The organism is Terrilactibacillus laevilacticus (genome assembly GCF_006517395.1).
In the GTDB taxonomy this organism is placed as follows: Bacteria; Bacillota; Bacilli; order Bacillales; family Sporolactobacillaceae; genus Terrilactibacillus; species Terrilactibacillus laevilacticus.
In genome coordinates this window covers 59837-72733 of the sequence record NZ_VDCY01000001.1, presented here as the reverse complement: position 1 = coordinate 72733, position 12897 = coordinate 59837, and the positions used below count along the sequence as shown (strand labels likewise).

The 12897-nt window shown below is 38.1% G+C and carries 11 protein-coding genes and 1 riboswitch; of the genes, 3 read left to right on the top strand and 8 right to left on the bottom strand.

Annotated elements, in window-relative coordinates:
• Positions 1-178: 178 nt before the first annotated feature.
• The 5 genes from FG390_RS00305 to FG390_RS00285 form a co-directional block, all read right to left on the bottom strand.
• The gene (locus FG390_RS00305; protein ID WP_141189521.1) at positions 179-1639 is read right to left on the bottom strand and encodes an o-succinylbenzoate--CoA ligase; all 1461 of its coding nucleotides are present in this window, start codon (positions 1637-1639) and stop codon (positions 179-181) included.
• A gap of 193 nt (positions 1640-1832) precedes the next feature.
• The gene (menB, locus tag FG390_RS00300) at positions 1833-2651 is read right to left on the bottom strand and encodes a 1,4-dihydroxy-2-naphthoyl-CoA synthase (protein WP_141189031.1); all 819 of its coding nucleotides are present in this window, start codon (positions 2649-2651) and stop codon (positions 1833-1835) included.
• A 17-nt stretch (positions 2652-2668) separates the two neighbouring features.
• The gene (gene menH, locus FG390_RS00295) at positions 2669-3538 is read right to left on the bottom strand and encodes a 2-succinyl-6-hydroxy-2,4-cyclohexadiene-1-carboxylate synthase (protein ID WP_141189030.1); all 870 of its coding nucleotides are present in this window, start codon (positions 3536-3538) and stop codon (positions 2669-2671) included.
• Positions 3535-5277 carry a 2-succinyl-5-enolpyruvyl-6-hydroxy-3-cyclohexene-1-carboxylic-acid synthase gene (menD, locus tag FG390_RS00290; protein WP_141189029.1) on the bottom strand — a complete coding sequence of 581 codons (1743 nt, stop codon included), beginning with the start codon at positions 5275-5277 and terminating at the stop codon, positions 3535-3537. The genes menH and menD overlap by 4 nt, the downstream gene beginning before the upstream one ends.
• Complete coding sequence (locus FG390_RS00285; protein WP_181406308.1) at positions 5270-6676, bottom strand: isochorismate synthase; 1407 nt, start codon at positions 6674-6676, stop codon at positions 5270-5272. The genes menD and FG390_RS00285 overlap by 8 nt, the downstream gene beginning before the upstream one ends.
• Before the next feature lie 874 nt (positions 6677-7550).
• Here FG390_RS00285 and FG390_RS00280 point away from each other — a divergent pair.
• Together FG390_RS00280 and FG390_RS00275 are read left to right on the top strand one after the other, a co-directional pair.
• Complete coding sequence (locus FG390_RS00280; RefSeq protein WP_141189027.1) at positions 7551-8462, top strand: 1,4-dihydroxy-2-naphthoate polyprenyltransferase; 912 nt, start codon at positions 7551-7553, stop codon at positions 8460-8462.
• 71 nt (positions 8463-8533) lie between these two features.
• Positions 8534-8663: riboswitch (FMN riboswitch) on the top strand.
• A gap of 160 nt (positions 8664-8823) precedes the next feature.
• A complete protein-coding gene (locus FG390_RS00275; protein ID WP_141189026.1) occupies positions 8824-9429 on the top strand; it encodes an ECF transporter S component in 606 nt (201 codons plus the stop codon).
• A 125-nt stretch (positions 9430-9554) separates the two neighbouring features.
• Here FG390_RS00275 and FG390_RS00270 read toward each other — a convergent pair whose 3' ends face one another.
• A complete protein-coding gene (locus FG390_RS00270) occupies positions 9555-9644 on the bottom strand; it encodes a YjcZ family sporulation protein (protein ID WP_141189025.1) in 90 nt (29 codons plus the stop codon).
• Positions 9645-9794: 150 nt separating this feature from the next.
• Positions 9795-10310 (bottom strand): acyl-CoA thioesterase, encoded by a 516-nt coding sequence (locus FG390_RS00265; protein ID WP_141189024.1) that lies wholly within the window; start codon positions 10308-10310, stop codon positions 9795-9797.
• A gap of 228 nt (positions 10311-10538) precedes the next feature.
• On the opposite strand from FG390_RS00265, the gene FG390_RS15945 reads away from it, so the two are divergent.
• Positions 10539-11417: a 3D domain-containing protein gene (locus tag FG390_RS15945; protein ID WP_246092659.1), complete on the top strand. Its 879-nt coding sequence runs from the start codon at positions 10539-10541 to the stop codon at positions 11415-11417.
• A gap of 349 nt (positions 11418-11766) precedes the next feature.
• Here the strand turns inward: FG390_RS15945 and FG390_RS00255 are convergent, their stop codons facing one another.
• Positions 11767-12858, bottom strand: a complete 1092-nt coding sequence (locus tag FG390_RS00255; RefSeq protein ID WP_141189023.1) for a D-alanine--D-alanine ligase — start codon at positions 12856-12858, stop codon at positions 11767-11769.
• Between the last annotated feature and the right edge of the window lie 39 nt (positions 12859-12897).

Genomic DNA, 12897 nt, shown 5'->3' with positions numbered 1-12897 from the left:
AATCCTCGGCGCCCGCTTGTTTTTCCGGTCCTCATGTAGTACAAACCTACATTCCGGTCCTCAAAACAGCGCCGCCTTGATCTTCCGACGCCCAGGACGGGCTAGTACTGGCGTTCTGGCAGGATGCCAGCGTACTTAGCCAGTAACCTTTTCGTTTGTCACCTTTTTGAACACGCACTTATAACAAATCATATAGTTTACGTCTCAATAATTTATTTGATGCATTACGAGGAAGTTTGGATATAGCTTGAAATTGTTTAGGAATTTTATAGCTGGCTAAATGTTCTTTACAGAATTTTTCTATCGAATCTAAAGTTTCCTCAGAATTTTTTAGTTTCACAAAAGCTATTGGGACTTGTCCCCATTTTTTATCTTCTATACCAATGACACCTGCTTCCTCAACATTAAGGTGCCTTAATAATAAAGCTTCTATCTCGGCAGGATAAATATTTTCTCCCCCTGATATGATTAGATCCTTTCGCCGATCTAGGACATAGACAAACCCATCATGATCTTTGTAACCAATATCCCCAGTAAATAGCCATCCATCTTTTAAAGCTTCTTTTGTTGCTTTTTCATTCTTTAGGTAGCCTATCGTAACATTTGGACCTTTAACGACAATTTCTCCTTCCTCCATTGGTAATGCCTCGCGGGCGTTATTTACAATTTTACACTCAGTTGGAAACAATGATTTTCCTGCTGAACCTAATTTACTGACCATATATTCAGGTGATAAAGTAATAATTTGTGAGGCCGACTCGGTTAATCCATAAGTTTGATAAACAGGTATCCCTTTCTCATGGCATTTCTCGAGAATTACTTTTGGGGCATGGCCGCCTCCCAAGAGAACACACCGTAAACTTTTCGAGTATGATTCCTCACCAAGATGATCAAGCATGCGGATTAACATCGTTGTCACAACTGAAATGGCTGTAATGTCTTCTTTTTGCAACGATAGATTAATTTTACTTGCATCAAAAGAGCTAAATAATCGAACCGTCATACCGTAGATCACATTTTTCATTAAAATTGAAAGACCACTAACATGAAATAATGGAACACAGCATAACCACTTATCATTCGTATCAAGCCCTAAGTTCAGAACAGATCCAATAGCGCTCCACCAATGATTGCCATACGTTAGAAGAACACCTTTCGGATGACCGGTTGTTCCTGACGTATAAATAATGGTATGTATTTGACTAAAGTCTAGATATTCCTTTAACTCTGCTGTTTTGTTTTCTTTTGCTTTCGTCAGTAAGTCAAGTGAAAGATACGTTATTGACGGTAAGAGACGTTGAATTTGTTCACCCATTTCATCATGGGCTTGATCTCCAATCAAAAGATGAACTTCTGCATCTTTTAATTGCCATGACCATTCGTCCAGCGTTAATCTCGTATTTAATGGGACAGCGACTGCACCGATATAGGAAAGGGCATGGTACATTCGAACAAAATCAAGGGTATTATTAAATAATAAAGCGACTCGTTGTTCCTCCTGTACACCATAAGTAACCAGCTTCGTTGCTAGGGACCTCGCTTGACTATCAAGTTCAAGAAAAGTCACCTTTTCATCATCTGTTACATATGCAATGCGATTGGGTGTTAAATTAGCACGCTGCTTAAGCCAATGAGGCATAATTCTCTCTTCCACAATTGATGTCTCCTTATGCTTTCTTAAGGTTCTATTCATATAAAGAATGAGCTGCTCATGTCCTCCGAGCAGCTCTCAAATTCAAGTGAGATCCATTTGAAAAAGTTATTGAAGATCCCTGAAAAAACTGCGAAATCTTAAATTAGCTTACTTAATACCTAATTTAAAAGAGTTCAAATCAAGGGAATCTTGGGAACTTCCCAAAGTCCGGATCGCGTTTCTCTTTGAAAGCATCTCTACCTTCTTTTGCCTCATCTGTCGTATAATACAATAAGGTGGCATCTCCGCCCAATTGTTGAAGGCCTGCTAAACCATCTGTATCAGCATTAAATGATGCTTTTAGGAATCGGATCGCTGTTGAACTTTTTGATAAGATTTCTTTACACCATTTTACCGTTTCTTCTTCAAGCTGCTCTAACGGAACAACCGTATTAACGAGACCCATATCTAACGCTTCCTTCGCATTATATTGTCTGCATAAAAACCAAATTTCTCTGGCTTTTTTATGACCGACAAGCCGAGCTAAGTAACCTGCCCCGTATCCAGCATCAAAACTTCCTACCTTAGGTCCAGTTTGTCCAAAGATAGCGTTATCTGCAGCGATCGTTAAATCACTGATGACATGAAGAACATGTCCTCCCCCAATAGCATACCCAGCGACCATAGCAATGACCGGTTTCGGAATCGTGCGCATGAGGCGTTGTAAATCTAACACATTCAGACGCGGAATGTTATCATCACCGACATACCCACCATTTCCTCTAATTTTTTGGTCACCACCTGAGCAAAATGCTTTATCGCCTGCTCCAGTTAAAATGATAACGCCAATACTTGAATCATCACGTGCCCTAGAAAAAGCATCAATCATTTCTATGACCGTTTTAGGTGTAAAGGCATTGTGTACGTGCGGGCGATTAATCGTAATCTTAGCGATGCCTTCATATGTTTCAAAAATAATCTCATCATATGTACGGACTGGTTTCCATTCAAAAGTCATTTTATATCCTCACTTTCTCATTCAATAATCATTTTTTTACTATTCCTATTATCTTGTCCTACACCCTTAATTTCATTATAGAAAAGATCGTAGACAAGTTGACTAAACAAACTTGGTGCTTCAATATGAACAGCATGTCCTACACTCTTAATACTAAACCATTTTGCATTTGGAAGCATCTCATACATCTTTCGATTAATGTTCATAAATTTTGAATCTAATGTTCCTGTAATTAAAAACAAATGATTTATGTTAGGAAGATACGGCCAGAGATTGTCCTGCTGTCCTGTGCCCATCCCCATTAAACTTAGCGCAAGCTTACCTCCATTTTGAGAACATCTTTCTTTTCTAATCTTAAGCTGTTCTTCTTTTGATAAACGCCTTTGAGTATGAAACAAAGGTATATTTTCCCAAAAATCAACAAACGATTCGATCGATTCTTCTTGTAATCTCTTGGCTAATTGATGGTCTCTTATCTTCCGTTCTTCACGTTCATGTTCACTGTCTAAACCTGGAGAACTACTTTCGAGTAAAACATGATTAACTCGATGAGGATAGGCATTTTTCAAATATAAAGCAAGTCTTCCACCCATGGAATAGCCAGCGATATTGGCTACTGAAACACCTAATTTGTCCAAAAGTTGAATGATAGACGCTGCCTCGTGTTCCATATGGTAAAAATTCACATCATTCGGTGCTATGGTTTTACCGTGACCAACAATATCAACTTGAATGATATAAAATCGCTCTGACCATTCATTTATAAAACATTGCCAGGTCTCCATCGTTCCAGTAAACCCATGTAAAAGAAGCAGTGGGGGATGAGATTTTTCTCCATGGATATTAACAGCATGCTGAACGCCCATGGTTTCGATAAATTGAATCATGGGATCAATCTCGCTTTAACAATATCTTGGATGTCATCCCACAACTTACGATGAATAGACGTATTTTCCTGTCGATTCGTTTGAATCTCAATCACCTTCAGTCCAGGTTCATCATTAGCCAATTGAAGTTCTTTCCTGAATGCCTGCCAAGTGGTCGGATTTGAATACTTTCCTTTGTACATTCGAGCAGCATACTCAATTTCAAGGTCGGTGGACGTAGCAAATAACGCTTCAAAACGATCAGATTCTTTAGCTTGAGGTAAAAATGAAAATATCCCTCCGCCGTTATTATTCACAACGACAATGGTGATATCAATATCATAACATTTACTCATCAGTAATCCATTCATATCATGGTAAAAAGATAGATCACCAATCACTAGAATGACGGATGGTCTTACAGCTGCCGCTCCAAGAGCTGTTGATATGACGCCATCGATTCCATTTGCCCCGCGATTAGCCATTGGATGTATCTTTTTCTCTTGAGATATAAAGAAAGTATCTAAATCGCGTACAGGCATGCTATTACCAACAAAAAGAGTCGCTTCTGGCTTTGCTTCATTTAGGACCTCAACAAAGGCTTGTCCTTCAAACCAAAGCTCTTCTTCTGAGTAATCTTTTACTCTTTTTTGTATATCCCGATTGATATTAATCCATTGAGATAGCCAGCGATCATTTTTAGTCATCTGCAAGGTTGATGTTAGAAGTTGACAGAAAGAGATTGGACTCATTCCGATCATCTGTGTTGACAAATGAGTTGGATCACGCCAACTCCCTTTTTCATCAACGATAAGATAGGTTTTGGGTTCGACCTTTGTTAAATAGGTCGAGAAAGATTTCGATACAGGCATCGCTCCAAAACGGATAACACCGTCCGATGCCAATAAATCAGGTATACTTGGTTCTCTAAAGATGGCATCATACATATCAATGATCTGTGTTTTATCGTGGTCACCTGATCTCATTCCAGATAAAGGATCTGCTATAATTGGAAACCCACATTGTTTGGCAAACGCATTGATATATGGTATTGCCTCTTCATTCGTCACAGGTCCTACCACAATCAAACCCTTGTTAATAGATTGAATATCGTGTAAAAGAGGGAATAACTGGTGCTCTGGTATACTTCCTAATTCATTTTCATAATAAAATGATCCAGAGTGACCCTTAGTCCAAAGATTATCCATATCTGGAGAGGGAATCAAAGGCTCTTCAAATGGAAAGTTTAAATGAACCGGCCCTTTTGGCGAAGCAGCCGATACTGAATAAGCACGTCTAGCCATTTTACGAACAAACTGTAATGTATGCTTCTCATCTGACTGTGGAGGCATCTCTTTAAACCACTTGACCTGATCGCCATATAGTTTGATTTGGTCTATAGCCTGAGGTGCCCCAACATCTCGGAGGTGATGCGGGCGATCCGCTGTTAATACGACGAGCGGGACCCCGGCGAGTTTTGCTTCTACGATGGCTGGATAGTAGTTCGCAGCTGCCGTACCCGATGTACATAAGATGGCAACAGGTTCCATGCAGGCTTTGGCTATTCCAAGAGCGAAAAAACCTGCAGATCTTTCATCAACATTCATCCAGACCTTAATATCCGGACAGTTATCAAAAAGCATCGTTAAAGGGGTCGAACGGGAACCTGGACTAATGACAATGTGTTTCAGACCAGAAAGAGCTAACTCATCAATAAATGCCGCACAAAATCTTGTAAGTTTTTCTTGATGCCTAGTCATATAATCCTCCTAATGCAGAAAAAATAGGTTTAAATTTTGCTCTCGTTTCTTTTAACTCCTCCGTGACCGTTGAATCCGAAACAAGACCGCATCCAGCAAATAACAAGGCTGTCGAATTTTTGATTAAACATGAACGTATCGCAACGATATATTCACCATCGTCATGTTCATCCATCCAACCAACAGGAGATCCATACCACCCTCGATCAGAAACTTCTAGTTCTCTGATCCATTGAAGAGCTTCTTTTTGTGGATAACCGCCTAAAGCAGGAGTTGGATGCAATGCCTGTACAAGTTCGAGAATGGTCTTATCTTCTTTTAATTTTCCTGAAATTGGTGTACATAAATGCTGAACTTGTCCTGCTTTAAGAATAGATGGACTCTGAGGAACGACCAGTGACTGACAAAAACTGCTTAGAACCTGTGAGATCATATTAACGACCCATTGGTGTTCCTGTAAGTTTTTTTGATCACGAAGCAGAAGTTCAGCCTTCTCTTTATCTTCTTCTTCTGTTTTACCCCTTGTTGTTGTCCCCGCCAAACACATTGACCGAATGTCAGTCCCCTGTTTTTTTACAAGTCTTTCTGGTGAGGCGCCAAGAAACGTGGATTCACCCATTGTAAAAGCAAAGACATAATGACTTGCTTGATGTTCAACCAATGCTTTCAATATAGCTTCTATATCATAAGGAACTTTACGATCCACGCGCATTGTTCGAGATAAAACAATTTTCTGCATAGTGCCCGATTGAATCATGTCGATCGCTTTTTTAACACTTATCATCCACTCATCAAGGTGTTCCTCAGTCGAAGTCCATTCATCTTCCTCTAAAAGGGACGCTAACTTTCTTTGAGGTCTTTTTAAATGTTGTATTTGTTCATATAATCTCTTATATTCTTCATAAGGCTTTTTATCCTTAGTCATTAAACAATTTATCGTCAATAGACTTTTATTTTCTTTTGTTCTAGTCAGTAAAATTTCAGGAAGAACAAAAGTAGCATCCCCAAACGAATGCCATTTTAGAGATGTTTTTTGATTATCCGGATCAAAAGAGAAACCACCGAATAGCAATGGTCCACCTGACAATCCTTGATCCCATTTTTCGATTATTGCATCATTAAATAGTTTCTTCTTTTGTTCTGCGATAGAAGAAACACGATTTTCTCCTGCTGCTGTTAATCTCAAGACATAACCTAAACCAACGCGTTCGATGCCATCTGGATCTGACCAGAATAAGCGCTGCTCTCTATTCCACTTTTCTCCTATATGAAAGATATCGATGGCATCAAATGAATCAAATTCTCTTGTATAGCTAACAAGAATCGACTTTTTTAATTGCTCTTGCCTTAAGCATCCTTTAGCCAAAAGGTCGAATAATAACGCATCCTTTGTCAACAAACTCAAATCCTTCTTTATTTATTCATGACCGACGTAAGTTAGTGTTTTCGATAACTCAATTTTAGTGCGTGTTCAAAAAGGTGACAAATGAAAAGGGTTACTGGCTAAGTACGCTGGCATCCTGCCAGAACGCCAGTACTAGCCCGTCCTGGGCGTCGGAAGATCAAGGCGGCGCCGTTTTGAGGACTGGAATGTAGTTTTTTTCTACATGAGGACCGGAAAAACAAGCGGGCGCCGAGATTCGCAGCTTATCATTTGGTGACTTTTTGAACAACCTCTTTAAGGTACGTTATCAAAATAAAATCAATTTTTCTAGCACTTAAGCACTTAGAAACTACCCTTTAGATTACACCTGTTTATTTTCAAGTGTCAACGATACTGATTAATAATAAAGTGAAACTTCCATCTGTAGGGTTTTTCGACGCACAGGATGTGCTAGTGCAGGCGTTGCGACAGGACGCCAGGTTTTTAGCCTGCGTCATCCCCCACTGATGGTTAGCTGAACCAATCGGACCTTTACGGGCAGTTGATCCCGCACCTATCTTCTTTGAATACTCAGAATCTTGAGACAGGAGTCTTACTGCCCGTTAAGGCGGGAAAGACAAAAATAATGTCATAATATTTATCGATAATTGTCAAAAAGTTGACACTTACTGTTCATTTTTTTAAACTGAAAGTAAAAGGATTTTATATATCCGATAAGTCTTTACACAGGTACAAAATTGTTTGGAGATATAGTCAGAGTCATATCTCCCGATTAACTTGTCCTTCGAGTGGTTATGAAGAAAATGACTAGAACAATGGCCTAGGTTTTCTAATAATTCATAATCGCTATGTGTAAGTATAGACGACTATTTTTTGGGAGAGAAAACAGATGAGTGATCACTTAAAGAAAAATAAAGGTTTTAAAAAGTGGTGGACCATGTTACGTCCTCATACACTAACTGCGTCCTTCGTACCGGTGACGTTAGGGACAGCGCTAGCCCTTCCTATAGGGAGAGTCCATTTACTGCTCTTTTTGGCTATGTTGGTTGCCTCGATGTTTATACAAATTGCAACGAACTTATTTAATGAATATTTTGATTTTAAACGAGGTCTTGATTCACATGAGTCTGTTGGTATTGGTGGTTCTATCGTTCGTGATGGATTCAAGCCTAAAACCATCCTTCATCTAGCCTATGCTTTCTGTCTCGTTAGTGCTTTTATTGGTATCTATATTTGTATAGCGAGTAACTGGTGGATTGCCGTTATTGGGACTATTTGTATGCTTACAGGCTATTTTTACTCAGCTGGGCCATTCCCAATTGCTTATACACCGTTTGGTGAACTAGCATCTGGTCTATTTATGGGTGTTTTTATTATCCTTATCTCCTTTTTTATTCAAACCAATACCATCACCATTGATAGTATTTTAATTTCTGTTCCAATTGGACTGCTCGTTGGTGGCATAAATATGGCCAACAACATTCGTGATTTAGATCGCGATAAGGAGAAAGGACGATTTACACTACCTATCTTAATTGGTAGAAAAAAAGCCATTATTTTATTGGCTGGTCTCTTCATTATTTCCTATTTGTGGATTATCGGATTGATGCTACTTCACGTCGAATCTGTATGGACATTAGTTGTCTTTGCAAGTTTGCCAAAAGCGTACAAAGCGACAAAACTCTTCCGAGGTAAAACGAAGTCCATTCAGCTCATGCCAGCAATGAAAGCCACGGCACAAATGCAAACAGCTTTTGGATTCTTACTTTCACTAGGCATTGTCTTGGATCATTTTATTTAAACGGTTCGATTTGCTGAGCAATAATATTGTCTTTGTTTTAAAAATAAAATATACTAATAGTAATTTAATAGACGTTCCTTCAGGGCAGGGTGAAATTCCCGACCGGCGGTGAGGAGTATCGTACTCTAAGTCCGCGAGCTTTCGAGCAGATCTGGTTAGATTCCAGAACCGACAGTACAGTCTGGATGGGAGAAGGATGATGCGATGTTTATTTTATTTGAATGCCTTTTATTTTGACGCATTCATTCTATTAAACGTGTCTTAAATCCATAACAAATGCCCAAGATAGCTATCTTGGGCATTTTTGTATAATATTCATTCGCATCATCAGAACCTAACTATCATAATATGGGGTGATCTGATGAAAAATACGTCTTTGAAAAAAATGATTTTTATAGCCTTACTCTCTACCATCGGTTATTTAATTATGACGATCGCTTTTCCGTTACCTTTACTACCTGTTTTTTTAACATTAGATTTTAGTGATATACCCGCTCTTATTGGAACTGTTCTTTTTGGTCCAGGTAGTGGAATTGTCATCGAAGCAATTAAGAATCTGATTCACTATATCATAAATGGGACACCAACCGTTGTTCCCGTTGGTGAATTAGCGAATTTCGTTACGGGATCCATTCTCATCGTTGTATTTAACTTGATATTTAAAAAGAGTAGAACCACTCGCTCCTTAACGATGGGTATGTTATTTGGAACCATTTTAATGACTATTATCATGACTATAGCCAATTATTACGTTATTTTTCCAAGCTATGCTTTATTTCTAGGATTAAGTATCGATAGTGCAGTAGCAATAGCACATTCTGCGAACCATACCATTCATAATTTATTTACATTAGTCATACTTGGTGTCGCTCCATTTAATATCATTAAGGGGATTATACTGACAATCATTATGATTCCGTTATATATTCGATTAAAATCTTACCTAAAAACCTATGCGATAAAGTGAAACTTTAACATTTAGAAGTTCTTTTTCCCAATGATTGGTTAGCCTGAACCAATCGGACTTTTACAGGCAGTTTGGCGCATTAAAAAGACCACTCATAATAGAGTGGTCTTTAAATATATTCGTTTTTAATATACGTACGCCGTACCAACAATAATTAACAAAATGAAGAGTACAACGATTAACGCAAATCCGTTTGCTCCACCTGAATAACCCATATCGTCAATCGCTCCTTTATCAAGATTGTTGAGACCTATAACTCATCTCACACTACATCATATGTTTTATGTATGAAATGTTGTGTACAGTTGCCTAATTATCCTCAAATGATCTTTTTTCTATGTAATAGAAAAGAAAAAAATGGTAATCTAATCTTCCCAAGGTGATTTAAGCGTTAAAACTTCGTGAAATTCTCGTCTTTCACGCCTTCTTAGTTTCCGATGTTCAAATCGTTTTGGCGCCGTTTCATAAAGCCACTTCTCCTCTTCCGACTCTGGAACGACTTGAGGTACTGGTGATGGTTTTCCTTCTTCATCTATTGCAACAAAAGTTAGAAATGAGGTTGTACATAGCTTTTTTTCACCAGAAATGAGATCTTCTCCAGTAACTTTCACAAATACTTCCATTGAAGTTCTCTTTGTATAGGTCACAAAAGCTTCCAAACATACCGCTGATCCCGCATTGATTGGATGAATAAAATCCACAGAGTCCGTTGATGCTGTAACAACAAGCTGTCTCGCATGTCTAGTCGCTGCAACTGCTGCAATATCATCAATATACATCATTAATTTTCCACCAAATAAAGTGCCATGATTGTTTGTATCTGTTGGCAAGACATGTGACGATGTCACAGATCTTGATTGACTTACTTTCTTAACTTCCAATGCCTACACTCCTTGAAATCATTTTCATTAATCCTAGTATACTAGTTTTTTAAAAAACAAATCCATTAAGACAACTTAAAACTTCTATTACTTACCAATATTACAATTAAGAAAAAGTTTGTTATTAAGATGTTATTTCACTAATACATGCTTGTTATCTTGTAACGGTAAAATGAGTCACGTGGCTTACTAATTAATGTCTACTGGCTCATAAAGGAGTTTTCTAATATGAATAGATTTTTTAGATTTATCATGATCGCTTTCGTTATGGTGGGTAGTTTTCTTTATCCACAACTATCGAAAGCAGAAGTCAACGAACACAAATTCATTCAAAAACAGTTTAGTCAAAACATAGATGCGATTCAAAATATTCTTCAAGATGAAGGATATTTAATTTATCCTGACACATTCGGATATGCTGGACCACATACCATCAAATCAATCAAAGCCTTTCAACAAGATCACCATTTGTTTCCCGCTCAAGAGGAAAAAGTTATGGATATGTCATTGAAAAACTATCCTAAAGCGGAAGAAATTTTGGATGAACACCACAAATCTATTATTACCAAAGTGCAAAGAAAACTATCTACTTTAGGTTATTCCAATAAACTTCCAAGCGGTCATTTGGACGAAGAAACAAAAAAGGCGATATCAAGTTTCCAAGCAAAAAACCAACTTCAAGATAATGGAGAAGTTGACTTACTAACCGAGATCACATTGTTCTCACATAAAGCCATACCTAATCATAAAGCCAAACAGTCAAAACATGTTGAAAATAAATCAACTCATCCTGTATCTTCAAAAAAACCGAGCCAGAAGAAACAAACATTGACTGTAAAAAGTACGGGTTATACAGCTAATGACCCTGGTTGCATTGGGATAACAAAAACAGGGTTAAACTTAAAACAAAATCCCAATTCTAAAGTTATTGCTGTGGATCCATCCATCATTCCTTTAGGGACAAAGGTCTACGTTCCTGGTTATGGAACAGCGATTGCAGCAGATACTGGTGGTGGCATCAATGGGCATCATATCGACATTTTCTTTAATGAAAAGTCTGATGCGCTGCACTGGGGTGTCAAAGAAATCACTGTCACAATCCTATAAGTGAGTGTTCAAAAAGGTGACAAACGAAAAGGGTTACTGGCTAAGTACGCTGGCATCCTGCAAGAAACGCCAGTACTTGCCCGTCCTTGGCGCCGAGATTCGCAAGGTATCATTTGGTGACTTTTTGAACAACATCTATAATATATTTAAAGAGGGTGCTATCAAAAGCTAAGCTTTTAATAGCACCCTCTTTATTGTAGGAGGCATGACATGGTGTGTAACAAAAATGAACTAACAGCGAGGAAGAAAAGACTTCCCGTGAACAATCTTCATTCATTGTCCACATTAATACTATATTCATTTCGCTCTGTTTGGTAAAAGACATGCGTGGAGAAATCGAAAAAAAATCTTAATCCTCAAGTCGAAAACGAAGCGTTTGTTTCTCTTGATATCGGTCAATACCTAACTGAATTAACTTCTCAATGAGTTGATCATAAGGTAACCCTGTGTGTTTCCATAATAATGGGAACATACTAAAAGGTGTAAAACCAGGTAACGTATTAACTTCATTCACCATCACTTTATGATCGGATTCTTGGATGAAGACATCGACTCTAGCTAATCCTTTGCAATTTAAAACTTTAAAAACTTTTTTAGCAGTTTTCTTCAGCTCATTGAGAACATCTTCAGGTAAATCAGCTGGAATGATCATACTGCTCTTACCATCTTGATATTTCGATTGATAATCATAGAAAGTCCCCGTTGTCTGAATTTCACCAGGTACCGAAACTTCAAGCTCATCATTGCCAATGACGCCAATCTCAACTTCACGACCCACGATTTTTTCTTCAATAATGACTTTTGTATCATATCTAAAAGCTTCATCGACAGCTTTAACTATGGTACTTTCATCTAGACACTGAGATATACCTACACTTGAACCTAAATTAGCTGGCTTCACAAAATTGGGATAACCAATCTTCTCTTCGATCATTTTAATCATTTCATCTTGGTTCTTAGACCATTCATATTTCGTAACCGACACATAGCGTGGCCCTTGAATATCATGAGCTGCAAAAATGTCTTTCATGATAACTTTATCCATACCAGCAGCTGAACCCATTACGCCTGAACCGACATATGCGATGTTTAATAGCTCAAGCATACCTTGAACCGTTCCATCTTCCCCATTCGTCCCATGAAGCAAAGGGAACACGATGTCAGGCACTTGCAAAGAAGATGGATCAGATGTTGGAGTTAACCAAAGTGCTGGATTGGCATCTACTTGTGGTTCATCCAATAATAATTGATCTTTATAAGCTATTTTTTCAGTAATTTCATGACCTTGTATCCACTTACCGTTATTCGTTATGTGAATGGGAAGAACACGAAATTTATTTAAATCAATCGAATTAATCGCTGAGAATGCCGTCTGGATCGAAATTTCATACTCTGCTGACTTTCCTCCATACAATACAGCGACTGTTTTTTTATTTGCCATGATTTGTCTCTCCCTGTCAATTGATGTTCTATAGATTAT

Coding starts and splice junctions, on each gene's coding strand:
- FG390_RS00275 (WP_141189026.1), top strand. CDS start 8,824: ATGAAAAATACGTCTTTGAAAAAAATGATTTTTATAGCCTTACTCTCT.
- FG390_RS00255 (WP_141189023.1), bottom strand. CDS start 12,858: ATGGCAAATAAAAAAACAGTCGCTGTATTGTATGGAGGAAAGTCAGCA.
- FG390_RS00280 (WP_141189027.1), top strand. CDS start 7,551: ATGAGTGATCACTTAAAGAAAAATAAAGGTTTTAAAAAGTGGTGGACC.
- menH (WP_141189030.1), bottom strand. CDS start 3,538: ATGATTCAATTTATCGAAACCATGGGCGTTCAGCATGCTGTTAATATC.
- menD (WP_141189029.1), bottom strand. CDS start 5,277: ATGACTAGGCATCAAGAAAAACTTACAAGATTTTGTGCGGCATTTATT.
- FG390_RS15945 (WP_246092659.1), top strand. CDS start 10,539: ATGAATAGATTTTTTAGATTTATCATGATCGCTTTCGTTATGGTGGGT.
- FG390_RS00270 (WP_141189025.1), bottom strand. CDS start 9,644: ATGGGTTATTCAGGTGGAGCAAACGGATTTGCGTTAATCGTTGTACTC.
- FG390_RS00305 (WP_141189521.1), bottom strand. CDS start 1,639: ATGCCTCATTGGCTTAAGCAGCGTGCTAATTTAACACCCAATCGCATT.
- menB (WP_141189031.1), bottom strand. CDS start 2,651: ATGACTTTTGAATGGAAACCAGTCCGTACATATGATGAGATTATTTTT.